This is a genomic window from Streptomyces sp. NPDC002144 (genome assembly GCF_053593695.1).
This window is the reverse complement of sequence record NZ_JBSFDB010000021.1, coordinates 25,201-49,025: the sequence shown is the minus strand read 5'-3', so window position 1 is coordinate 49,025 and position 23,825 is coordinate 25,201. Positions and strand designations below refer to the sequence as shown.

General features: G+C 71.6%; 18 protein-coding genes. 12 read left to right on the top strand and 6 right to left on the bottom strand.

Annotated elements, in window-relative coordinates; all coding sequences use genetic code 11:
• Nucleotides 1-3 precede the first annotated feature (3 nt).
• The gene (locus ACWCQ1_RS28655) at nt 4-843 is read right to left on the bottom strand and encodes a SigB/SigF/SigG family RNA polymerase sigma factor (RefSeq protein WP_133042556.1); all 840 of its coding nucleotides are present in this window, start codon (nt 841-843) and stop codon (nt 4-6) included.
• Between the two features lie 398 nt (nt 844-1,241).
• Here ACWCQ1_RS28655 and ACWCQ1_RS28650 point away from each other — a divergent pair, with 398 nt between their 5' ends.
• The 9 genes from ACWCQ1_RS28650 to ACWCQ1_RS28610 all read left to right on the top strand — a co-directional run bounded on the left by ACWCQ1_RS28650 (nt 1,242) and on the right by ACWCQ1_RS28610 (nt 16,775).
• Nucleotides 1,242-5,513, top strand: coding sequence for a HAMP domain-containing protein (locus tag ACWCQ1_RS28650; protein WP_358601454.1), 4,272 nt, complete (start codon nt 1,242-1,244; stop codon nt 5,511-5,513).
• 76 nt (nt 5,514-5,589) lie between these two features.
• Nucleotides 5,590-8,094: a SpoIIE family protein phosphatase gene (locus ACWCQ1_RS28645; RefSeq protein WP_451027677.1), complete on the top strand. Its 2,505-nt coding sequence runs from the start codon at nt 5,590-5,592 to the stop codon at nt 8,092-8,094.
• Nucleotides 8,095-8,185: 91 nt separating this feature from the next.
• Complete coding sequence (locus ACWCQ1_RS28640) at nt 8,186-12,340, top strand: SpoIIE family protein phosphatase (protein WP_451027676.1); 4,155 nt, start codon at nt 8,186-8,188, stop codon at nt 12,338-12,340.
• Nucleotides 12,340-12,630 carry an STAS domain-containing protein gene (locus ACWCQ1_RS28635; protein WP_358601460.1) on the top strand — a complete coding sequence of 97 codons (291 nt, stop codon included), beginning with the start codon at nt 12,340-12,342 and terminating at the stop codon, nt 12,628-12,630. Before ACWCQ1_RS28640 ends, ACWCQ1_RS28635 begins: the two co-directional genes overlap by 1 nt.
• A 73-nt stretch (nt 12,631-12,703) precedes the next feature.
• Entirely contained in the window at nt 12,704-13,261 is a 558-nt protein-coding gene (locus ACWCQ1_RS28630; RefSeq protein WP_133042560.1) for a Dps family protein, read from the top strand.
• Between the two features lie 136 nt (nt 13,262-13,397).
• Nucleotides 13,398-13,568: a hydrophobic protein gene (locus tag ACWCQ1_RS28625; protein WP_133042561.1), complete on the top strand. Its 171-nt coding sequence runs from the start codon at nt 13,398-13,400 to the stop codon at nt 13,566-13,568.
• Between the two features lie 102 nt (nt 13,569-13,670).
• Complete coding sequence (locus ACWCQ1_RS28620; RefSeq protein WP_451027675.1) at nt 13,671-14,564, top strand: oxygenase MpaB family protein; 894 nt, start codon at nt 13,671-13,673, stop codon at nt 14,562-14,564.
• A gap of 109 nt (nt 14,565-14,673) precedes the next feature.
• Complete coding sequence (locus ACWCQ1_RS28615; protein ID WP_358601468.1) at nt 14,674-15,576, top strand: peptidoglycan-binding domain-containing protein; 903 nt, start codon at nt 14,674-14,676, stop codon at nt 15,574-15,576.
• Nucleotides 15,577-15,779: 203 nt separating this feature from the next.
• Nucleotides 15,780-16,775 carry a M23 family metallopeptidase gene (locus ACWCQ1_RS28610; RefSeq protein WP_451027735.1) on the top strand — a complete coding sequence of 332 codons (996 nt, stop codon included), beginning with the start codon at nt 15,780-15,782 and terminating at the stop codon, nt 16,773-16,775.
• Here the strand turns inward: ACWCQ1_RS28610 and ACWCQ1_RS28605 are convergent.
• Complete coding sequence (locus tag ACWCQ1_RS28605) at nt 16,759-17,952, bottom strand: amidohydrolase (RefSeq protein WP_451027674.1); 1,194 nt, start codon at nt 17,950-17,952, stop codon at nt 16,759-16,761. The genes ACWCQ1_RS28610 and ACWCQ1_RS28605 overlap by 17 nt on opposite strands.
• Nucleotides 17,953-18,130: 178 nt before the next feature.
• Between ACWCQ1_RS28605 and ACWCQ1_RS28600 the strand changes: the two genes are divergently transcribed.
• Entirely contained in the window at nt 18,131-18,697 is a 567-nt protein-coding gene (locus tag ACWCQ1_RS28600; RefSeq protein ID WP_133042564.1) for a hemerythrin domain-containing protein, read from the top strand.
• Between the two features lie 356 nt (nt 18,698-19,053).
• Nucleotides 19,054-20,292 (top strand): MFS transporter, encoded by a 1,239-nt coding sequence (locus ACWCQ1_RS28595; protein ID WP_358601472.1) that lies wholly within the window; start codon nt 19,054-19,056, stop codon nt 20,290-20,292.
• Between the two features lie 635 nt (nt 20,293-20,927).
• On the opposite strand, the gene ACWCQ1_RS28590 is transcribed toward ACWCQ1_RS28595, so the two are convergent.
• Nucleotides 20,928-21,458, bottom strand: a complete 531-nt coding sequence (locus tag ACWCQ1_RS28590) for a hypothetical protein (protein ID WP_133042566.1) — start codon at nt 21,456-21,458, stop codon at nt 20,928-20,930.
• Nucleotides 21,459-21,630: 172 nt separating this feature from the next.
• Here ACWCQ1_RS28590 and ACWCQ1_RS28585 point away from each other — a divergent pair, with 172 nt between their 5' ends.
• The gene (locus ACWCQ1_RS28585) at nt 21,631-22,164 is read left to right on the top strand and encodes a DoxX family protein (protein ID WP_133042567.1); all 534 of its coding nucleotides are present in this window, start codon (nt 21,631-21,633) and stop codon (nt 22,162-22,164) included.
• A 5-nt stretch (nt 22,165-22,169) separates the two neighbouring features.
• Here the strand turns inward: ACWCQ1_RS28585 and ACWCQ1_RS28580 are convergent, their stop codons facing one another.
• The 3 genes from ACWCQ1_RS28580 to ACWCQ1_RS28570 all read right to left on the bottom strand — a co-directional run bounded on the left by ACWCQ1_RS28580 (nt 22,170) and on the right by ACWCQ1_RS28570 (nt 23,820).
• Nucleotides 22,170-22,946, bottom strand: coding sequence for an alpha/beta fold hydrolase (locus tag ACWCQ1_RS28580; RefSeq protein ID WP_451027673.1), 777 nt, complete (start codon nt 22,944-22,946; stop codon nt 22,170-22,172).
• A gap of 134 nt (nt 22,947-23,080) precedes the next feature.
• The gene (locus tag ACWCQ1_RS28575; protein ID WP_133042569.1) at nt 23,081-23,317 is read right to left on the bottom strand and encodes a hypothetical protein; all 237 of its coding nucleotides are present in this window, start codon (nt 23,315-23,317) and stop codon (nt 23,081-23,083) included.
• 62 nt (nt 23,318-23,379) lie between these two features.
• Nucleotides 23,380-23,820 (bottom strand): Lrp/AsnC family transcriptional regulator, encoded by a 441-nt coding sequence (locus tag ACWCQ1_RS28570; protein ID WP_133042570.1) that lies wholly within the window; start codon nt 23,818-23,820, stop codon nt 23,380-23,382.
• Nucleotides 23,821-23,825: the final 5 nt, after the last annotated feature.

Genomic DNA, 23,825 nt, shown 5'->3' with positions numbered 1-23,825 from the left:
GGCTCAGCCCGTGGTGAGCAGGGCCGCGCGCAGCCGGGCCAGAAGACGGTTGAGCAGGCGGGAGACATGCATCTGCGAGATGCCCAGACGCTTGCCGATCTCGGCCTGGGTGCACTCCTCCACGAAGCGCATGTGCAGGATCAACCGCTCCCGCTCGTCGAGTTCGGCGATCAGGGGCGCCAGGGAGTGGAAGTCCTCCACCAGCTCCAGAGCGGCGTCCTCGGTGCCGATGAAGTCCGCGAGCACGCCCTCGCCGTCCTCACTGGTGGAGACGGCGGCGTCGAGCGAGGAGGAGTTGTAGCCGTTGGAGGCGACGCGGGCCTCGATGACCTCCTCCTCCGACAGGCTCATCAGCTGCGACAGCTCCGCCACCGTGGGCGTGCGGCCCAGGCGGCTGCTGAGCTCCTCGGTGGCGTGGGCCAGCTGGACCCGGGCCTCCTGCAGTCGGCGGGGCACGTGGACGGCCCAGGAGGTGTCACGGAAGAACCGCTTGATCTCGCCGACGATGTAGGGGATGGAGAAGGAGGTGAACTCCACCTCGCGCGAGACCTCGAACCGGTCGATCGCCTTGATCAGGCCGATCACGCCGACCTGGACGATGTCCTCCATCTCCGCCGGGCCGCGGCTGCGGAACCGGGAGGCGGCGTAGCGCACGAGTGAGATGTTCATCTCGATCAGCGTGTTGCGCGCGTACTGGTACTCCGGGGTGCCCTCTTCCAGCTCCGCCAGCCGGGCCAGGAAGTGCCGGGTCAGCTCGCGGGCGTCGCGAGGGGTGACGTTGATGGGGTCGGCTACCTCCGACAGCTGGTCCGTCCCGGCTTCGGTCGTCAACGCCGCCGTCATGATGGATGCCTCTCCCTCGTATCGACTCGCGGCCTGCCAGCCGCTCGGGCTGGCGGATACCCCGGATTCTGCTTCTCATCACATTCTTGCGCGCCGGACGGACAAGTGGCCGATTTTGATCCCCCGCCCGGCCCGGTGCGACCCGGTCGGCAAACCAGCCCGTGTACCCGGGAAGACACCCTTCATGCAGCTCGGGTCGCGGAATTTCGAGCCGGCTGCGATGTTCTTTTGAGGCTTTGGTTGTCGCACGACAACTGCGTTAATCTTCACCGGATTTTCTCATCGGGCCGCTCCGTGAACTGCGTAAACGCGGACGGTGGGGCGGGGTCGTACGCGGCCCCGGCGCGGTTCCGGGTCCTCGGGGTGAGGGCTCTTGGGGAGCGGAACAAGGGGTACGCATGGCGAGCAGGACGACCGAGGCCGTCGAGCGGGCCCCGGGTGAGCAGGAGCTGCGGCAGCTGCTGGCCGGGCTGACCGCCGTACGGGACGGTGACTTCGGCACCCGGCTGCCGTCGGACGGTGAGGGCCTGCTGGGCGACATCGCCACGGTCTTCAACGGCATGGTGGACCAGCTGTCGGTGTTCACGTCCGAAGTGACGCGGGTGGCGCGCGAGGTGGGCACCGAGGGCACGCTGGGCGGTCAGGCGGAGGTGCCGGGCGTCTCGGGCACCTGGGCCGATCTGACCGACTCGGTCAATGCCATGGCGGGCAATCTGACCACGCAGGTACGCGACATCGCCCAGGTGGCCACGGCGGTCGCCAAGGGCGATCTGTCGCAGAAGATCGACGTGCCCGCGCGCGGCGAGATCCTGCAGCTGAAGGAGACCGTCAACACGATGGTCGACCAGCTCTCCGCCTTCGCCGACGAGGTCACCCGCGTCGCCCGCGAGGTCGGCAGCGAGGGCCGGCTCGGCGGACAGGCCCAGGTGCCCGGTGTCGGCGGGGTCTGGCGTGACCTGACCGACTCGGTCAACTTCATGGCGGGCAACCTCACCTCCCAGGTCCGCAACATCGCCCAGGTGACGACCGCGGTGGCCCAGGGCGACCTGTCCCAGAAGATCACCGTGGACGCCCGTGGCGAGATCCTCGAACTGAAGAACACCATCAACACGATGGTCGACCAGCTCTCCGCCTTCGGCGACGAGGTCACCCGCGTCGCGCGTGAGGTCGGTACCGAGGGGCGGCTCGGCGGTCAGGCGGACGTCAAGGGCGTCAAGGGCACCTGGCGCGACCTGACGGACTCCGTGAACTTCATGGCCGGCAACCTCACCGCGCAGGTCCGCAACGTCGCCCAGGTGGCCACCGCGGTGGCGCAGGGCGATCTCTCCCAGAAGATCACCGTGGACGCCCGCGGCGAGATCCTCGAACTGAAGAACACCATCAACACGATGGTCGACCAGCTCTCCGCGTTCGCCGACGAGGTCACCCGCGTCGCCCGCGAGGTCGGCACCGAGGGCAACCTCGGCGGACAGGCCATCGTGCGGGGCGTGTCGGGCACCTGGAAGGACCTGACCGACAACGTCAACGTGATGGCGTCGAACCTGACGGGTCAGGTCCGCTCGATCGCCCAGGTCGCCACGGCCGTCGCCCGCGGTGACCTCTCGCAGAAGATCACCGTGGAGGCCAAGGGCGAGGTCGCCGCCCTCGCGGACGTCATCAACACCATGGTCGACACGCTCTCCGCGTTCGCCGACGAGGTCACCCGCGTCGCCCGCGAGGTCGGTACCGAGGGCCGCCTCGGCGGACAGGCGCACGTGCCGAACGTGGCCGGCACCTGGAAGGACCTCACCGACAACGTCAACTCCATGGCGAACAACCTCACCGGGCAGGTGCGCAACATCGCCCTGGTGACGACCGCGGTGGCCAACGGTGACCTGTCGAAGAAGATCGACGTCGACGCCCGCGGCGAGATCCTGGAGCTGAAGACGACCATCAACACGATGGTCGACCAGCTGTCGTCGTTCGCGGCCGAGGTCACCCGCGTGGCCCGCGAGGTCGGCAGCGAGGGCCGGCTCGGCGGACAGGCCGAGGTCGAGGGCGTCGAGGGCACCTGGAAGCGGCTGACGGAGAACGTCAACGAACTGGCCGGCAACCTCACCCGGCAGGTCCGTGCGATCGCCGAGGTCGCCAGCGCGGTCGCCGAGGGTGACCTGACCCGCTCGATCACGGTGGAGGCCTCCGGCGAGGTCGCCGAGCTGAAGGACAACATCAACTCCATGGTGGAGTCCCTGCGGCAGACCACCCGGGCCAACCAGGAACAGGACTGGCTCAAGACCAACCTCGCCCGCATCTCCGGCCTGATGCAGGGCCACCGCGACCTGCCCGTGGTCGCCGAGCTCATCATGGACGAGCTCACGCCGCTGGTCAGCGCCCAGTACGGCGCCTTCTACCTGGCGGAGGAGAGCGCACGCGGCCATGAACTGCGGCTGGTGGGCTCCTACGGCTACCCCGACGACACCGACCGGCCCGAGCGCATCCCCGTCGGACGCTCGCTGGTCGGACAGGCCGCGCGCAACCACAAGCCCATCAGCGTGGAGGAACTGCCGCCGGACTACGTCACCATCTCCTCCGGACTCGGGCACACCGTACCCAGCGCCCTGGTCGTGCTGCCGATCGTCGTGGAGGAGCAGGTCCTCGGCGTCATCGAACTGGCCTCCGTCACCCGCTTCACCAAGATCCACCAGGACTTCCTCAGCCAGCTGATGCCGACCATCGGCGTCAACCTCAACACCATCGTCGCCAACGCCCGCACCGACGAGCTGCTGGACGAGTCGCAGCGGCTGACCGCCGAACTCCAGGCCCGCTCGGAGGAGTTGCAGGTCCAGCAGGACGAACTGCAGCGCTCCAACGCCGAGCTGGAGGAGAAGGCGTCCCTGCTGGCCTCGCAGAACCGCGACATCGAGGCGAAGAACCTGCAGATCGAGCAGGCGCGCCAGGAACTGGAGACCCGCGCCCAGGAGCTGGCCCTTGCCTCCAAGTACAAGTCGGAGTTCCTGGCCAACATGAGCCACGAGCTGCGCACCCCGCTCAACAGCCTGCTGATCCTCGCCCAGTTGCTGGCGCAGAACCCCTCCCGCAACCTCACCCCCAAGCAGGTCGAGTACGCGGGCATCATCCACTCCGCCGGCTCGGACCTGCTCCAGCTGATCAACGACATCCTGGACCTGTCCAAGGTCGAGGCCGGCAAGATGGACGTCGCTCCCGAGCGGGTCCCCCTGCGCCAGCTGCTGGAGTACGTCGAGGCCACGTTCCGGCCGATGACGACACAGAAGAGCCTGGAGTTCACGGTGGCCACCGCGCCGGGCACCCCCGCCGACCTGCTCACCGACGACTCCCGGCTGCGGCAGATCCTGCGCAACCTGCTGTCGAACGCGGTGAAGTTCACCGAGCAGGGCGGCGTGGAGCTGCACATCGAGCCCGCCGCGGACCGGGAGGTGCCCGCGGGGGTCCACCGCGGCGGCCCGGTGGTGGCCTTCCGCGTGAAGGACACCGGCATCGGCATCCCCCAGCAGCAGCTCGAGACGATCTTCGGGGCGTTCCAGCAGGCGGACGGCACGACCAGCCGCAAGTACGGCGGCACCGGCCTGGGCCTGTCCATCACCCGGGAGATCGCCCATCTGCTCGGCGGCGCCGTCACCGTCGACAGCACGCCCGGTCAGGGCAGCACCTTCACGCTGTATCTGCCCGTCGCCCGTGACGACTTCGAGGATCTGCTGGACGGCGGCAGGCCGCTGGAGCAGCCCCACGCCACGACCACCGCGGAGCTTGCGCCGGCGCAGGGGGCGGAAACCCCCGTCGCCCAGGGGCCCGAGCAGCGCCGCAGGCGCCTGCTGGTGGTCGAGGAGCGTCCCCGCGGGCTGCTGACCCTCGTCGCCGAACGGGCGGTCGCCGACCTCGCGCCCGATCCCGACGACCCTCACGGGCCGATCGACATCATCACGGCGGTCGGGGCGCAGGAGGCGGCGAGCACACTGGCCGCCGAGCCCTGCCACTGCGTCGTCCTGGAACTCGGCATGCCCGACGACGAGGGCGCCCACCTGCTGGAGGCCATGCGGGGCGACTCGGCACTGGCCAGCGTGCCGGTGCTGGTGCACACCGGGCACCGGGTCGACCTGGCCCACGAGCAGCGGCTGCGCGCCGGCGCGGACGGCCGGCCCCTGGACTTCCTCTCCAGCCTCGACGAGCTGCGCGAACGCATCACGCTGCACCTGTCCGCCGAGGAGCCGGGTGACGTGCTGTCGCTGGTCCGCTCCGAGGAACCGCACCGTCCGGCCGCCCATGTCGTGGACGACGCCTTCGTCGGCCGTACGCTGCTGGTCGTCGACGACGACGCGCGCAACCTCTTCGCCCTCAGCGGGGTGCTGGAGCTGCACGGCTTCCAGGTCCTGCACGCCGACAACGGCCGCAAGGGCATCGAGATGCTGCTCGCCCACCCCGACATCGCGCTGGTCCTGATGGACGTGATGATGCCGGAGATGGACGGCTACACCGCCACCGCCGAGATCCGCGCCATGCCCCAGTACGCGGAGCTGCCCATCATCGCCGTCACCGCCAAGGCGATGCCGGGCGACCAGGAGAAGAGCCTCGCCTCGGGCGCCAACGACTACGTCACCAAGCCCGTCGACACCAACGACCTCATCGGCCGCGTCCGACACTGGCTGGCGGAGTGAGGGGTACCCCCACCAGCGTGCCCATCCGCCGATCGTGCGGCGTCCCTGGACGTCCGAGCCGAGGAACAGGTCAACCGTGAGCAATCTCCACCAGCCGCCCGTGCCGGACGGCAGCGCCTCCGGCACGGGCGGCCAGCCGGCACCCTCCGCCCCGGGCATCGACCTCGCCGGCTCCGATCCGGGGACCGTGGTGCCCGCCGCCCGCACCGGCGCGGAGGCGCCCGGCACGACGACGACCGGGAAGGACGGGCACACCTCCCCCGTCGGCCGGCTGGCCGCGACCGTGGAACGGCTGCGGCAGGAAGTGCGGGCCGCCCAGGCCGAGGCGGACGGGCGCGCCCTGGTCGAACTGGCCAAGGGCATCCTGGTGGAACGGCTGGGCTGTGGGCCCACACAGGCGGCGCGGCAGCTGGAGGAGCTGGCCGAACAGGCGGGCGTGACCCCGCTGGAGTTCGCCGTGGACGTCATCAACCAGGCCTCGCGCGACCGGCTCTCCGAGGTCACCACGGCCTTCCTGGCCGCGGCGACCGGCCGCGCGGACGGCGACGGTTCCTCCGCCGTACGGCTGCGGGCCGCCGAGAGCGGTGCGCTGGCCGCCCGCGACGCCCAGGCCGTGGCCGACTCCCTGCTGGACCACGCCCTCATGCCGCTGGGCGCGGTGGCGGTGGCCATCTGGGCGCTGAGCCCCGACGGCGCGCTCACCCTGGCCGGCAGCGCCGGATTCTCCGCCGCCGAGGCGGAACGCTGGCGGTACGTGCCGCCGGGGGTGGCGACGGTGGCGCGGCGCGGGCTCGGCGACCGCGAGGACCAGTGGATCGCCTCCCTGTCCAAGACCGGTCTGCCCTCCCTCGGCCAGTACCAGTATCCGGACGGCGGCCGCGTCGCCGTACCCGCCGGAGCGGGCGGCCGGATCCACGGCGTACTGGAGATCGTCTGGCCGGCGCCGCTGGAGCCGCAGCCGCCGCAGATCGTCCGGCAGATCGAGGCGCTCGGCGAACTGTGCGCGCACACCCTGGAGACCTCCGCCCACCAGCACCCGGAGGACGACCACAAGCCCCGGATCCTGCCGGACGTGGCCGAACTGATGGACCTCGCCGACGGACTGCACGACCCGGCCCTGGTGCTCGTGCCGTACCTGGACGCCGGCGGCGACCTCGTCGACTTCCGCATCCAGCACGTCAACAGCCGTTTCCTCGACCCCGCCGGCCGGCCGCGGGGCGTCGTCAGCGGTGCGCTGCTGCTGGAGGCCTACCCCATGGCCGCCGGCCACAGCGAGCTGTTCGAGCAGGTGGAACGGGTCTACGCCACCGGTGAGCCGTACCGCACCCATCGCATGCGGCTGACCGCGCTGGTGGACGACGTCCCGCTGGCCGCCGTCGCCGACATCAACATCACCCGGCACGGTGGCAGTGTCCTGCTGATCTGGCGCATAGAGGACGAGACGGCCCGGCTGGCGAGCCTGCTCCAGCACGCCCAGCGACTGGGCCGCATCGGCGGCTTCGAGGAGAACCTCCTCACCGGCGAGATCACCTGGAACGGCCAGCTCTACAGCCTCTACGGCAAGCCCGACTCCAGCGGCCCGGTCCCCTTGGAGGACCTGCCCGCCCACGCCCACCCCGACGACGCCGTCGCCATCGGCCGGTTCCTGCGCACCCTGCTGCACCATCGCCGGCCGGCGTCCACCGCGTTCCGGCTGCAGCGGCCCGACGGCGTCACCCGGCACATCCGCGTGGTGGCCGAGCCGGTGCTGGACTCCGACGGCCGCCTGTTCGTCGTCCGGGGCGCCTACCAGGACATCTCCGCCCAGCACTGGACGGAGGTCGCCCTGGCCGCCACCCGCGACCAGCTCGTCCACACCGAGCAGCAGGCCAGCGAACGCGCCCGGCTCACCCTCCAGCTGCAGCACGCGATCATGCCGCCCGCGCAGGCGCCGCTGGAGGCTCCCGGCCTGCGGGTGGCCGTGCGCTATCGCCCCGCCGAGACGCAGAACCTCGTCGGCGGCGACTGGTACGACGCGGTCGTGCTGCCCTCCGGGCTGGTGCTGCTGTGCGTGGGCGACGTCGCCGGACACGGCATCGAGGCGGCCACCAGCATGGTCGTCCTGCGCAACGCGCTGCGCGGACTGGCCGTGACGGGCGCCGGGCCGGGACAGCTGCTGGCCTGGCTGAACATGGTGGCCCACCATCTCAACGGCGCCGTCACCGCCACCGCGGTCTGCGGTCTCTACGATCCCGAGCGGCGCACCCTGCGCTGGGCCCGGGCGGGTCATCTGCCGCCCGTCCTGGTGCGCGTCGGCGAGGCCGCTGCGCTGCCCCTGGTCAAGGGGATGCTGCTGGGTGCCGTGCCGGAAGCGGGGTATGAGGAGCACGAGGTCCAGCTGGCGGTGGACGACACCCTGCTGATGTACACCGACGGTCTGATCGAGCGCCGCGACCGCTCCGTGGAGGAGTCCCTGGCGCAGCTGCTGACGGCGGCCCGCACGGTCCCGCCCACGCTCGACCAGCAGTTGGACCGGCTGCTGACCTACAGCCGGTCCGACACCGACGACGACACCTGCATCGTGGGTGTCCGGGTGGCCTAGCCCCGTTTCGCGGGCGGTGCATCCGCCGAGAGGGTCGCGGCGGAACAGAAGGCGGAGCTCCGAGTCGACGAGGACGAGAAGCGGGAATCCGGTGGCCCACGCGGACAACAGTGCAGACGACCCTCAGCACGCGGCCTGGCCCGAGGCCTTCGCCGCCGATCCCGTCATGGGCGCGGACCTGGCCGCCGTGGAGTGGTCGGCCACGCCGCTCGGGCCGCCGTCCCGGTGGCCGCAGAGCCTGCTGACGGCGGTGGACATCCTGCTGTCGTCGCGGTTCTCCATGTGGATGGCCTGGGGACCGGACCTCACCTTCTTCTGCAACGCCGCCTACCGACGCGACACGCTGGGGCGCAAGTACCCCTGGGCGCTGGGCCGTCCGGCCAGTGAGGTCTGGTCGGAGATCTGGCCCGACGTGGGACCCCGCATCGACCAGGTCCTTACCACGGGAGAGGCCACCTGGGACGAGGCCCTGCAACTGTTCCTGGAACGGTCGGGCTATCGCGAGGAGACGTATCACACGTTCTCCTACAGTCCGCTGCGCGACGACACCGGCACCGTGGTGGGCATGCTGTGCGTGGTCAGTGAGGACACCGAACGCGTCGTCGGGGCCCGGCGGATGGCCACCCTGCGCGATCTCGGCTCCGCTGCGGACGTCGTGCGCACCGAGGCCGAGACGCTCGCGTTCCTGTGCCGGCAACTCGATGGCGACCAGGAGGATCTGCCCTTCACCCTGACCTACCTCCTGGCGGAGGACGGCGCGCGTCTGGCCGCCGCCACGGGCATACCGGCCGGCCATCCCGCCGCCCCGGAACTGCTGTCGCCCAAGGACGCCTCCGGCCCTTGGCCGCTCGCGGCCCTGACGGACACCGCCTCCGTGTGCGTCCCGCTCGACGCCGTGCCCGGTCTGCCCACCGGCGTCTGGCGGCAGCCGCCGCTGCAGGCCCTGGTGGTGCCGCTGGTGCAGCAGGGCGGTGAGCCGTACGGCTTCTTCGTCGCCGGGCTGAACCGCTACCGCACCCTCGACGAGGGCTACCGCGGATTCGTCGAGCTCGTCGCCGGACACATCGCCACCGGAATCGGCTCGGCCCGCAGCTACCGTGCGCAGCAGCGGCGGGCGGAGGAACTGGCCGAGCTCGACCGCGCCAAGACCGCCTTCTTCTCCAACATCAGCCACGAGTTCCGCACCCCGCTCGCGCTGATCTCCGGGCCGGTCGATGAACTGCGCGAGCGGCTCGACGGCTCAGACCCGCGTGTGCGGCAGGAGCTCGAGGCCGTCCACCGCAACGCCCAGCGGCTGGGAAAGCTGGTCAACACCCTGCTGGACTTCTCCCGCATCGAGGCCGGCCGGATGCAGGCCGGTTACGAGCCGGTGGATCTGTCGGCGGTGACGGCCGAACTGGCCAGCGTCTTCCGCTCCGCCGTCGACCGTGCCGGACTCGACCTCGTCGTCGACTGCCCCGCGCTGGACCGGCGGGTCCACGTCGACCGGGACATGTGGGAGAAGGTGATCCTGAACCTGCTGAGCAACGCGCTGAAGTTCACCTTCCACGGCTCGATCGCGGTCACCGTCCGCGAGGAGGAGAACGAGGCGGTCGTCACCGTCCGCGACACCGGCGTCGGCATCCCCGCACACGAGATGCCGCACCTGTTCGAACGTTTCCACCGCATCAACGGCGTCCGCGCCCGCTCCCACGAGGGCAGCGGCATCGGCCTGGCCCTCGTCCGGGAACTCGTCGCGCAGCACGGGGGGGTCATCACCGCCGACAGCGTCCCCGACCGGGGCACCTGCTTCACCATCCGGCTGCCGTTCGGAACCGCGCATCTGCCCGCCGACTCCGTCCGGGAGTCCGCCGCGGCACGAGCCGCCTCGGACACCGCCGTGCCGTACGTGCAGGAGGCGCTGCGCTGGTTGCCCGCCGACAGCGGCACCGCCGTACGGGACAGAGCCTCCCCCGACGCCCCCTCGCCGTCCGCCGTAGCGGCCCCGCCACTGCGCGCCCGGGTACTGGTGGCCGACGACAACACCGACATGCGCGCGTACCTGGTCCGCCTCCTCACCGGCGCGGGGTACGCGGCGGAGGCCGTCAGCAACGGCCTGGAGGCTCTGTCGTCGGCCCGCACGCATGCTCCGGACCTGATCATCAGCGATGTGATGATGCCGCTGATGGACGGGCTCGCGCTGCTGGGCGCCCTGCGCGCGGACACCCGTACCGCCTCGGTACCCGTGCTGCTGCTGTCCGCCCGCGCCGGCCAGGAGGCCTCCATCGAGGGACTGGCGGCGGGCGCGGACGACTATCTCGTCAAGCCCTTCGCCGCGGCCGAACTCCTCGCCCGGGTACGGGCGAATGTGGAGCTGGCCCGCCTGCGCACCCATCACGTGCGCTGGCGCACCGCGCTGGTGAACTCACTGCAGGAAGCGCTGCTCGTCATGGACGAGGACGGGAGCGTTCTGGAGATCAACACCGCCTTCACCGGCATGCTCGGCCACGGCACCGACAGCCTTCCCTCCGCCCTGCCGCACCCCTGGTGGCCCGACGCCGCCACCGACCCCGAGGCCCATCGCACGGTCGCCGACGCCTTCGCCGACCTCCTCGGGCGCGGATGCGGCAACCACACCCTGCCCCTCACCCACGCCGACGGACACCGGCTGTGGGTCAGAGCCTCCTTCAACGACGCCCGCGACCCCGACAGCGGACGCCGGATGATCGTGGGCACGCTGCGCGACATCACGGCCGAACGCCGGGCCGCCCAACGGGAGAGCGCTCTGGCCGCGCTCAGCACCCGGCTGGCCGGGACGACCGGTGTGCACGAGGCGCTCAGCACGGTGTTGGACCTGTTCCGGCGCGTGTGGCGCGCCGAGAACGTCCTGTCGGCCGTCTTCACCGCGGGCGCCGCCCCACGCGTCACGGCCACCGCCCCACGCACCTGGTCCGACATCCCGCCCGACCGGCAGCAGGCCATCTCCGGGCTCCGCCGGCGACCGCCCCTCGCCCCGCTGCGTGAGGACACCGGCGCCGGCATCCTCCTCGAACACCCCGAAGGGCCCATGGCCCTGTGGATCGAGCTGGGTCCCGCCCGCCGCTTCGGCAGCGAGGACGAGCTGCTGCTGGCACTGCTCGCCGGTCACCTGGCCCAGGCCCTGACCCGCGCCCACCAGATCGACCAGCAGCGCGAGACGGCACTCGCCCTGCAGCGCGCCATCCTCGGCCCGGCCCAGCTGCCCGAGGGCTTCGCCGTGCGTTACGAGCCGGCCACTCCTCCCCTGGAGATCGGCGGCGACTGGTACGACGTCATCGCGCTGCCGGACGACCGGATCGGCATCGTGGTCGGCGACTGCGTCGGGCGCGGGCTGCGCGCGGCCACCGTCATGGGACAGTTGCGCAGCGCCTGCCGGGCGCTGTTCCTGCAGGACCCCAGCCCGGCGCGCACCCTCATGGCGCTCGACCACTTCGCCAAGGGCATCCCCGGTGCCCTGTGCACGACCGTCTTCTGCGCCGTGCTGGACCCGATGACCGGCAGCCTGACCTATTCGAGCGCCGGCCACCCGCCGAGCGTGCTCGCCCTGCCGGACGGCGGCACCCGCCTCCTCGACCGCGGGCACGCCCTGCCGCTGGCCATCCGTCCCGGTCTCCAGCGCCCCGAGGACGTCTGCCGACTGCCGGGCCGCTCCTCACTCCTGCTGTACACCGACGGCCTCGTCGAACGCCGGCGCCAGCCGCTCGACACGGGCATCCAGCGAGCCGCCGAAGCGCTGCACGCAGGCCGCCGGATGGACGTGCGTGGGCTGGCCGACCACGTCATGGCCGAGCTGGCCCCCGAGGGCGGCTACGAGGACGACGTCGCCCTGCTGCTCTACCGCCATCCCGCCCCGCTGCGGGTGTACTTCCCCGCCGAGTCCGGCCGGCTCGCCCTCGCGCGCCACGCGCTGCGCGACTGGCTCACGCGCTGCGACATGCCCCGGCGTGTCGCCCAGGACGTCCTCATCGCCGCCGGCGAGGCCTGCGCCAACGCCATCGAGCACGGCCACCGCGACACGCCGGGCGGGGACGTCCGGCTGGCCGCCGAGGCGTCCACGGACACCGTGCGGGTCACCGTCGCCGACACCGGAAGCTGGAAGCCGGGGGATCCTGACTCCACTCCCCACCGCGGCCGGGGAATCGCCATGATGCGGGCCCTGGCCGGGGACGTCACCATCACGCCGGGCCCGGACGGCACCACCGTTGAAATGCACACGAGGATCCCGTGATGTCCACTGAGCTGACTCTCACGCACCGCCGCGCCGCCGACGGCAGAGCCGTCCTGGGCATCGAGGGCGAGATAGACATGAGCAACAGCGAGTTGCTCGCCGAGGCGCTGGGCGCCGAATCCGGTCCCCTCCTCGTCGATCTGACGGGTGTGGAATACCTCGACAGCGCGGGCCTGAACGTGCTGTTCGCGCATGTCGACCGTATCGAACTGGTCGCCCCGCCATTGCTGCATCCGGTGCTGACCATCTCCGGCCTCACGCGTCTGGTGAAACTGCACCCGTCACAGTGAAATCGCTGGTCTGGGAACTCGAAGGCGGGGCATCCGGACTTCTACCGTCACCCCACGGACAAGGAGTTTCGAGATGGCGAAGGCTTTCACCCCCAAGTACACGGTCCCGGGTATCGAGCGCGAGGCGGCCGGCCGGCTCATCGATGTCCTGCGGCTGCGGCTGCACGCCCTCAACGACCTCCACCTCACCCTCAAGCATGTGCACTGGAACGTCGTGGGACCGCACTTCATCGCCGTGCACCAGATGATCGACCCGCAGGTCGACCGCGTGCGCGACATGGCGGACGACGTCGCCGAGCGGATCGCGGCCCTCGGCGGAGTCGCCCAGGGCACGCCCGGTTCCCTCGTCAAGGAGCGCACCTGGGACGACTACTCGATCGGCCGCGAGGACGCCATCGCGCACCTGGGAGCGCTGGATGTCGTCTACACCGGCCTCATCGAGGACGTACGCGCGGCCGTCAAGACCGTCGGGGAGATCGACCCGGCGACGGAGGACCTGCTCATCGAGCAGCTGCGCGACCTCGAGCAGTTCCAGTGGTTCGTCCGCGCCCATCTGGAGAACGCGGGCGGCACCCTTTCCACGTCCCGCGCCGACACGGAGGCGGACGCGGCGAAGGCCGCCAAGGGCTGAACCAGGCGTCTCGCACGGCCCGGCCGGGAACCACGAAACGGACCGAATTCCCGGCGTTGACGGAAACAAACAAGGGGAAATTGACGTGCGTGACCCGCTTTTCCCGGGGCACCAGAAACGGCGGAGGTAGACAAACATGGTTCCCTTGCTTCTCGTACTGCTGCTGGCTGTTGTTCTTTTCGGTGCCGGATTCGCCCTGAAGGCACTGTGGTGGGTCGCCATCGCGGTTCTCGTGCTGTGGCTGCTGGGATTCGTGGCGCGGCCCGCCGGGCATGGTGGCCGCAGGGGCCGCTGGTATCGCTGGTAGGACATCAGGGTGGTGAGCGGGTCCCGTGGGCAGGAAGCCGACGGGACCTGTTCGCGTGCACGGCGTGACAGGCGTGATCATGGCGATCTGGAGGAGGACCAGGTGCTGACGAAAATCGCCGGATCCGGCGCACTCGGTCTGCGTGAGCAACTGGGCAAAGGCCTCTTCGCCCGTGTCGCCGGCCCGGACGGCCCGCGCAACCGGGCCCGGATCCATGGCACGCCCGGCCCGCGCTGGTTCGGCCCCGAACGCCCGATACGCCGGGTGCACTCGGACGCCTCGATGTTCATCGGCGGTCTGTCGGCGCTGCTCCTGCAGTCCCTGCACCCGCTGGCCATGGCGGCCGTGGCGGCGCACTCCGGTTACCGCGGGGACCCCTGGGGCCGGCTGCAGCGGACGAGCACCTTCCTGGCCACCACCACGTTCGGCACCGCCGCCCACGCCCAGGAGGCGTGCGCCCAGGTCCGAGCGGTGCACGAGCGGGTGCGCGGCAGAACCCCCGAGGGCGAGAGCTACCAGGCCGCCGACCCGCACCTGCTCGCCTGGGTGCACGCTGCCGAGGTCGACAGCTTCCTGCGCGCGCACCAGCGCTACGGCGCGCGGCCGCTGCCGGAGGACGGCTGTGACGCGTACGTCGCCGACGCCGCGCGGATCGCCGCCGAACTCGGCGTCGTCGACCCGCCCACCAACCGCGAGGAACTCGCGCGGGTCCTCGAGGCCTACCGTCCCGAGCTGCGCGCCTCGGCGCAGGCCCGCGAGGCCGCACGCTTCCTGCTGCTCAATCCCCCCGTACCGCTGGCCGCCCGGCTCCCCTACGGCGTGCTCGCCGCCAACGCGGTCTCCCTCCTGCCCTCCTGGGCCGCACGCGAACTGCGCCTGCCCCGGCTGCCGGTGGTCGACGAGTGGTGTGTACGGCCCCTGGGGTCCGCGATGACGTCGGCGGTGCGCTGGGTCCTGGCCCCGTCCCGCCCGGGCACCGCGCCGGCCGCGAGCTGAGCGGTCCCGGCTCCCGACAAAAGGAACGACACACGCCATCTCCCACCCCCGGAGATTGCGTGTTGAACATATGAATAAACTCTGGATTCTTCACGGAGAGGGATCCGGCGTGACTGAACACACCCCCCATGTCTGCCCGTTATGCGGCGCACCCAGGGCAGCGGACGGCACTCCGTCCTGCGCCTGCGGACGACGCGTCTCCGACGCCCACCGCCACAGCCGTACGGCGGCGGCAGCAGCCGCCGAGGATTTCGACCCGGTGCGGATCCGGCCCTTCGTGGAACTGGAGGACGAGGGCGGCTCCGGCCACTCCGACGACTCGGCAACTCCCGACGCCATCGCAGCAGTTGACGGCGTCCACGCGTCAGCCGTGGACGCCCCGGACAGCTCGGCGCCGGGCGAGGACGACACCCCCACAACGCCCTTCCCGTCCGTCGACGAGCCGGTCGTGCCGCGTCGCCGCGTCGGGCTCCTGTTCGCGGGAGCCGCCGTCGCCGTCCTCGCCGTGGGAGGCACGGTGGGCGGGCTGTTGTACGAGGGTCCCTCCCACGACACCTCGCGGTCGGACGGCATCCGGGCACCCCTGCCGGATCCCGGCACCTCCACGAGCGCGGCAGCCGTGCAGCCGTCCGCGACCGCGTCGTCCGCCTCGCCGTCAGCGACGACGTCGGAGTCGGCCGGCGCGACGCCCAGCCAGACGGCGACCCCGACAGACCCGGCGCCCACGGAAGGCACCCCGTCCGCCACCGCCTCGGCGACCCCCTCTCCCAGCGCCTCCAGCGGACAGCCCCCCGTCCTGCGGCCGGGCGACACCGGTCCGGAAGTGGTCGAACTCCAGCTGCGGCTGCGCCAAGTGGGCCTGTACAGCCAGGACGCCGACGGTGTCTACGACAGCGACGTGCAGAGCGCGGTCCGCAGTTACCAGTTCACCCGTCTCGTCCTGCAGGACGAATCGGGCGTGTACGGCAGGGCGACCCGAGCCTCGCTGGAGTCGGAGACCAAGAAACCCTGATCCGCGCATGCCCCGCGGCAGCCCTGCCCTTTCGGGCAACTCCCTTTGACCCGGCGTCCGGTGACGTCATGTCAGGGGATGGCTAGCCTGCGAGCGTGAGTCGCGTGCCCCAGCAGACGCAGGACACTCCGGTCGTTCAGGACAGCGCGAGCGTGAAAAGCCGTCCACGGCGGAAGGGGCCCGGTCCTTTCCTGCTGATCGTCATGCCCGGGCTGGTCGCGATGACCGGTGTGTCGGTGTTCCTGGCCTCCACCGGAGGCCTGTCCTCCGTACTGCCCCAGGGGTCGGACGCGGCCGACTCCGCCACCAGCAAGGTCGACGGCTCCTACGTGCCGTGGCTGCGCAAGGCGACCCGATCCTGCACCGTCGTCACCCCCTCCGTGCTCGCCGCGCAGATCGATCAGCTGTCCGGCTGGACCGACGACACCGCGAGCCTGTCCCAGCAGGGCATCGCCCGCTTCACCGACGCGCAGTGGCGCACCTGGGGGCGCGACGAGGACGGCAACGGGCGCTCCTCCCCGCACGACGCGGTGGACGCGATCATGGCGCTCGGGCGGCAGGACTGTTCCCTCGTGCACCAGGTGACCACGCTGAGGACCAAGGGAACCGTCAACGGGGACCTGGTCGATCTCACTCTCGCCGCCTACCGGGCCGGGACCGGCGCGGTCGAGAAGGCGGGCCGTGTGCCCGCCGCGGCCCAGGACTTCGTGCAAAAGGTCAAGGCCCGGCTGCCGCAGTACGAGGCGCTCGTACGGCAGAACCCCGAGCAGAACGCAAACCAGGCACCGACCGCCGCCCTGGCGCCACCGGTCACCACGCTCACCGTCACCTCCCCGTTCGGCTCCCGCAAGCACCCGCTCACCGGGGTGACCAAGCTGCACACCGGGGTCGACTTCGGTGCGCCGCAGGGAGCGCAGGTGTCCGCCGCACGGGACGGGCGGGTGGAGTTCGCCGGCATGACCACGGCGTACGGCAACCGGGTCGTGATCGACCACGGCACCATCGGAGGCAAGCGGCTGGAGACGACGTACAGTCATCTCTCCGCGCTGCAGGTCACCGCCGGACAGAGCGTCACGACCGGCACCCCGGTCGGGCTGGTGGGCTCCACGGGGCTGTCGACCGGGCCGCATCTGCACTTCGAGGTGCTGATCGACGGGCAGTACACCGATCCCCTGCCCTGGCTCACGCCCGCACACTGACGTTGAGCTCGTGCTCGCTCCACGCCCGGTCCCTGAGGTCGGCGGACAGCAGCGTCTCCACCGTCGTGCGGGCCAGGGCCTCCGCCGCCGCGAGCATCACCCGGCGACCGCGCTCGGAGGAGGCCGCGGTGGCGAACTCGGGAGTGTGATCGGAACCTTCCGACGTCATGATCGCCACGAAGGGATGGATGGCGGGTACGCGGCCGCTGACGTTGCCGATGTCGGAGGAGCCCAGGAACACACCCGGTTCGGGCGGGGTGAGCTCGATGCCCGCGTGGGCCAGATGGTGGGCGAAGCGGGCGGACAGCACACGGCTGTCGCGGAAGTGCTCGTAGCGGGGTGTGGCGCGTTCGACCGTCACGGTCGTGTCCGTCGCCCGGGCGATGCCGTGGGCGCAGGTCAGCAGCTCACCGGCCAGGTCCTCGAGACCGGCGGTGGTCGCCGCACGCAGGCCGAAGAGGCCTTCGGCGTACTCGGGGACGATGTTCGTCGCCCGCCCGCCGTCGGTGACGATGCCCTGGATGTGCGAGCCGGCCGGCAGCCGCCGCTCGACGACGGCGAGGGTGTTGAACAACTGGATGAGGGCGGCCAGCGCGTCGATGCCCTCGGTGGGGTTTCCGGTGGGGTGCGCGGCGCGGCCGTGGAAGCCGACGCGGTACTGGGTCTGCGCGGTCAGCGGCGCCCACTGCCAGTCGTGGACCCCGGGGTGGAACATGAGCGCGGCGTCGAGGTCGTCGAAGACGCCGGCGTCGGTCTCGATGACCTTCCCGCCGCCGCCCTCCTCCGCCGGCGTCCCCACGGCCCACACGGTCCCGGGTGCGTCGCCCAGCGCGGCCCGCGCGGCGAGGGCGGCGCCGAGTCCGGCCGCGGCGATCAGGTTGTGCCCGCAGGCGTGCCCCAGGCCCGGCAGGGCGTCGTACTCGAGAAGCAGGGCCACCGCGGGACGCGGGCCCGTGCCCGCCCTGGCGGCGAAGGCGGTGGGCAGTCCGGCGAGATCGCGCTCGACGGTGAAGCCCTCGCGTTCCAGCTCCCCGCTCAGCAGCTCGGCCGCGTGGTGTTCCGCGAACGAGCATTCCGGGTCCGCGTGCAGCGCCAGCGCCGTCTGCCACAGCCGCTCCGCCCGGACGGCCACCTCGCCGCCCACCCTCCCGAGCACCTCGTCGACGGCATCGGACACCTCGGCCTCCCCGGTCAGTCCTGTCGGTGTTCACGGAGGCGAGTTCCAACGAGCACGCGTCGTACACCCCGTGGGCCGAGGGAGGGGGCGGGGCGTTAGCGAGTCGAAGGCCAGGGCACTCGGAGTGCGTGGCGGATCCGGACGGGGAGACGCCGCTTCCTGGCTGGAGGTGAGGAGCATGGGACACGGTGGGAACGTCATTGACGAGTTGATGACCGATCACCGCGAGGTCGAGGAGATCTTCGGCCGGATCGAGGCACTGCCGCCCGGCGACAAGAACCGCAAGGTGTACGCGGACCAGGCCACGATGGAACTGGTACGGCACTCGGTCGCCGAGGAGGCCTATCTCTACCCGGCGGTGCGTGAGCACGTCGCCGGCGGGGACGCCATCGCGGACAGGGAACTCGAGGACCACGCCAAGGCAGAGCAGATCATGAAGGATCTGGAGAGCTGCGAGGCGGACCACAGGGAGTTCGACCGGCTCATCGGCCTGCTGATGACGGAGATCCGCTCGCACATCGCGGACGAGGAGGAGAACCTCTTCCCCCGGCTGCGTGCGGCGTGTTCCCCGGAGGCGCTGGACAAGCTGGGTGACAAGGTGCGTCAGGCGAAGAAGATGGCGCCGACCCGGCCGCACCCCTCCGCGCCGGACAAGCCCCCGGCCAACAAGATGCTGGCGCCCGGGGCCGGACTGGTCGACCGGCTGCGGGACGCGCTCAGCGGCCGCGGCAAGATGGACGACTGACCCGGCAGCCCCGTACACAGGAGCCCGTCGCCCTCAGGCGGCGGGCTCCCGCACGTCCCCACCCAGCGCTTCTGTGAGCAACTGCACTCCGGGCACCAAGTCCCCTGAACCCCATCGGACTTGATCGACACCGCTCGACACCGCTCGCCCTTGGCGACGCCTTCCGCACCGCCCCGCTCATCTCTTCTGCCACCATGGGCCGCGCCGTATCCCGGCTCATGGAGACCCGTGCAGCGCAGCAAGGTACTCCCTCGTCGTCCGTTCGCTGAGTCGTCCGACTCGTCTTCGAGTACCGCACTGTGTCTTCCTCCATCACTCCTTCGCGCTCGCCCTGGCGCTCGCTCCGCTACCGGAGCATGCGCTGGTGGTCCGTCGCCAACTTCGTGTCCAACGCCGGTACGTGGATGCAGCTGACCGTGCAGAACCTGCTGGTCCTGCAGATCACCGGGTCCGCCGCCGCGACCGGACTGTCCATGTCCGTGCAGGCCGCGCCCGCCCTGCTGATGAGCCTGCTGGGCGGGGCGGCGGTGGACCGCTGGCCGCGGAAGCTGACGGCCGCCGTCAGCCAGGCCCTGCTGGGTGTCGTGGCCTTCGTGATGGCCGTGCTGGTGGCTCTGGACCGGCTGGACATGACGGTGCTGATGGTGCTGGCCGCCGTGACCGGCGTCGTCGCCACGGTCGACGGGCCCGCGTGCGCCCTGCTGGGCAATGATCTCGTCCCGGCCGAGGACGTTCCCTCCGCCATCGGGGTGGGCGCTCTCGTGCACAGCGCGGGCCGGCTGGTGGGCGCCGCCCTGGCCGGGGTCGCCGTCGGCTTCCTCGGCACGGCCTCCGCCTACGCGGCGAACGGGCTGTCGTTCCTGTTCGTCGCCTCGGTGATCCCCTTCCTGCGTCCCGTGCGCGGGGCCGGCCGTGTCGTCGGGGTGCCCGCGGGTGAGCCTGCCGCGATGACGGTCCGGGAGGGACTGGGCTACTTCGCCCGTCGCCCGCGGCTGGTCGCGCTGGCCGGTGTCACGGCCGTCAGCGCGGTCTTCGGCCGCAACTACGGGCTGACGCTGGCGGTGCTGGTCACCGGGCCGCTCGCGGGCGGGGCCGGGGCGTTCGGCACGGTGTCCACGGCGCTCGCCGTGGGCGGCATCGTGGGGGCCATACTCGGTGGGCGGCTACGCCGGCCGTCGGTGCGGCTGGTGGGCGTGCTGGCCGCCGTCGGGGGGCTGCTGCAGGTGGCGGCGGGACTGTCGCCGTCGCTGGGGATGCTGATGGTCCTGGTGCTGCCGATGGCCGTGGTGGAGTCCGTCTCCGACACCGCGGGCACCGCCGTACTGCAGACCGACCCGCCCGTCCATCTGCGCGGCCGGGTGCTGGGCGTGTGGGGCAGCATCGGCACGGTATGGAGCCTGGGCGGACCGCCGGCGCTGGGCCTGCTCATGGAACTGGCCGGGGTCCGCGGCGCCCTGATCGCCGGCGGTCTGCTCATCACCGGCACCATCGCGTCCGGCCTCCTGCTGCGCACACGCCGGGTTCCGCAGCCGGTCATGGTGCGCGAGGAGGAGGGCGACGTCACCGACCGGGACACGCTGGGCACGGCAGCCTGAGCGTCCGAACGACACCCGGCCCACAGGGGCTGGGCCCGGCCGGAGCCCGTCCCGAGCGCTGACAACGGCCACCCTGCTCGGGAGGCCTTGCACCGAACGGCCACCCGGCCGCCCTCCGCCCAGTCACCGCAGAAGCAATGACGGCTGCCCCGGCCACAGCGGCGAGCACACGCAGCAGGCCAGCAGGCGAACCGGCCCATTGAAGCGGTGAGGCGTGGCCCGGCCGGAGGTGGTCCCGAGCGCTACGACAAGAGCGACCAGGCTCAGGAGCCCTGCAGGCGAACCGGCGCCCGGCTGAACAACGGCCCAGTCGCCGCTCAGGCGATGAAGCCCGACCCGGCCGAAGGTCGCCCGAGGGGGCGAGCAGGCTCAGGGCGCCGGCGGGCCGACCGGCGCCCGGCTGAACAACGGTCCGGTCGCCGCTCAGGCGATGAAGGCCCGACCCGGACGAAGGTCGCCCGTGGGGACGAGCAGGCTCAGGACGCCGGCAGGCCCACCGGCGCCCGGCTGAACAACGGCCCAGTCGCCGCTCAGGCGATGAAGCCCGACCCGGCCGGAGGTGGCCCGAGGGGCGAGCAGGCTCAGGGCGCCGGGAGGCCGACCGGCGCCCGGGTGGACAGCGGTCCGGTCGGCGCTCAGGCGGTCAGGGCCTGGCCCGGGTCGAGGCGGTTCAGGAGTTGGGCCTGGTGGAGTGTTGCCACGGGGGCGAGCAGGTCGGGGTGGCGCAGGAGGGCGGCGGCGCGGCGGTCGGCGTCGTCGGGGGCGAGCAGGCGGCGGAACTCGACGGGCGTACCGGTCGTGTGGCTGCCCGTGGCGAGGGCGGCGACCGCCGTCGCGGCCAGGCCGGGGTCGCTCAGCAGCGCTGCCGCCCAGCTCGCCACGACCTCGTCGACCCAGGTGCGCCAGGCGTGGGCGTCCTCGTCGTCCGGGTCGTCGGCGGGTTCCGCGCCGGCGATCCAGTCCAGCCGGGCTGATCCGCCGGGGCCCGCCATGCCGACGAGCGCGGCGTCCATCGGGGTCGGGTAGCGCAGCCACGCCGCGACCGTCACGGCCTGGCGTGCCTGCACCTCGCACAGGACCGAGGCCAGCGCGCCGCCGCCGGAGGGATAGGCGCGGGTCAGCCATTGGGCGGTCGCCGCGATGAGCGGGGAGAGATCTGTGAGCACTGCGGGGCCGTCCGTACTGCGGGGTGTGACAGGGAATATGCGGAAAACGGTAGCGGGCGGCAACGGCCGGTGAACATGCCTGCGACCGGTCACAGGGCGTGGCATCGACCACATGAGCGCGGGAACCCGTTCGGTCTCCGTACCCATGTCCTCACCCATTTTGGAGACAGTCATGAGTGTCCTGCGACTGGTCGGCCGCCCCATGCTCGCCTCGATGTTCCTGGCCGGCGGACTGAACTCCCTGCGCTCTCCGGAGAAGGTCGCGCCCGCGGCCGAACCCGTCGTCCAGCCGATCACGGAACGCGTCGACGCCCTGCCGGACCGCACCGAACAGGCCGTACGCCTCAGCGGTGCCGTACAGGTGGCCGCGGGCCTGCTGCTGGGCACCGGGCGGCTGCCGCGACTGGCCGCGCTTGCCATCGCGGGCACGCTGGTGCCCACCACGCTGGCGGGGCACCGCTTCTGGGAGGCGGAGGATCCCGACGAGCGCGCCCAGCAGCGCATCCACTTCCTGAAGAACCTCTCGATGTTGGGCGGACTGCTGATCGCGGCCGACGACACCGCCGGGTCCCCCTCGCTGGTGTGGCGTGGCCGGCACGCCGCCCATGACCTGCGTCGGGAGGCACATCTGGTGCGGCGCTCGGTGCGGGCGACGGCGCGCCCGGCGGTGGCCGCGGGCGGGGTCAGGGCCAAGCTGGCGCGCTGATCACCTCACGCGGCGGTCAGGAACCGGTCGAGGGCGGTGGTGAGTTCGGCGGGCCGCTCGACGGGCAGTTCGTGGCCGGCGTCGATGATGCGGACCACCGCGTCAGGGTAGGCCTTGGCCATGCGCAGCATCTGGCGCACGGGCAGCTGGATGTCGTGGTAGCCGTGGATCATCAGGGTCGGCACCTGGATCTCGCCGGCCCGGTCCAGGACGTCGAAGGCACGCATGGCGCCGTAGAGGGTCATGACGACCTCGCGCGGGGTGTCCGCCGAGGCCTTGACGTGGGCGCGGATCTCCTCGCGGGGATGTCCCGGGGCGAAGGCGCGCTGGATGTTGGCGGCGACGAACAGCTTGAAGGGCACGAGGGTGGAGGCCGCCATCAGCAGCCCACGGCCCCGGCTGTAGGCCATGCGTCCGATGGAGTTGACCAGCACAAGGCGTTCGACGCGCTCGGGGTGGTCCAGGGCGATGGTCTGGGCGATCATGCCGCCCATCGAATGGCCGACGAGGACGGCCCGCTCGACCTTGAGGTGGTCGAGCAGCGCCAGGACGTCCCGGGCCAGCTCCGCGATCGTCCGTACGCCTCCCCCGGTGCTGTCGCCGTGGCCGCGCAGGTCGAGACGGATCACGCGGCGCGCGTCGGCGAAGTGGGTCATCTGGTGGTCCCAGCGGTGCCGGTTCGCCGTCCAGCCGTGCACGAGGACCAGGGGCGTGGGCTCGCCGTCGCGGGGGCCCTCGTCGTCGTAGGTCAGGGTCGCGCCGTCGACGTCGAACTGCGGCATGGTCGCCTCCTGGATGCACTCCGGTTACTGGCGAGTAGGGTAGCGGGAGGCGAGCCTGCCGTCACCGGGTGCGCGGACGTCGAAAGGCCCGGCACCGTGGCGTGCACGGTGCCGGGTCCCGGCGTGAGCGGTACTCAGCCGCCGTTGAGACGTGCCCTCAGGAGGTCCTTGCCCAGTTCCGCGCCCTTGCGGCTGTCCGCCTGGGCCTTGCGGAAAAGGTCCGCGACCTCGGAGTCCTTCTCGCGCTCCGCGTCCTGGATGTAGGACTCCAGGCGCAGGGCGTTGTTCAGACACGCCTCGACGTACCAGATCAGGTTGTAGTCCTTGTCCGGCGTACCGGTCACGCCGCCGGTCTCCGTGCTGCTGGTCATGCGGGCCTCCTCCAGCGGTTGTCGTTCCGGAGTCGTACGAGTACCCGTCTCACGCTGGGCAATCAGCCGACATCCCAGAGGAAGCGGTGGGTGTGGATGCCGAAGTACGGGAACGACTGGATCCGCTCGACCCCGTCGACCGGGCGTACGACGTCGTTGACGAAGTCGAGGAGTTCGCGCGGGCCGGGTGCGACCACTTCGGCGAAGAGGTCGAAGCCGCCGGAGGTCAGCACCGAGTAGACGACCTCCGGGTGCCGGGCCAGTTCGTCGGCGACCGCGCGTACGTCACCGTCGACGGTGATGCCGAGCAGGGCCATGGCCTGGCCGCCCATGGCCATCGGGTCGGTGACGCCGACGACCTGGACGGCCCTGGAGTCCAGCAGCCGCTGCAGACGCTGGCGTGCCGCCGAGGCGGACAGGCCGACCCTGGGGCCGAGGTCGGCGTAGGCGATCCGGCCGTCGGCCTGCAGTTCCCGCAGGATGGCCCGGTCGATCTCGTCCACGGATG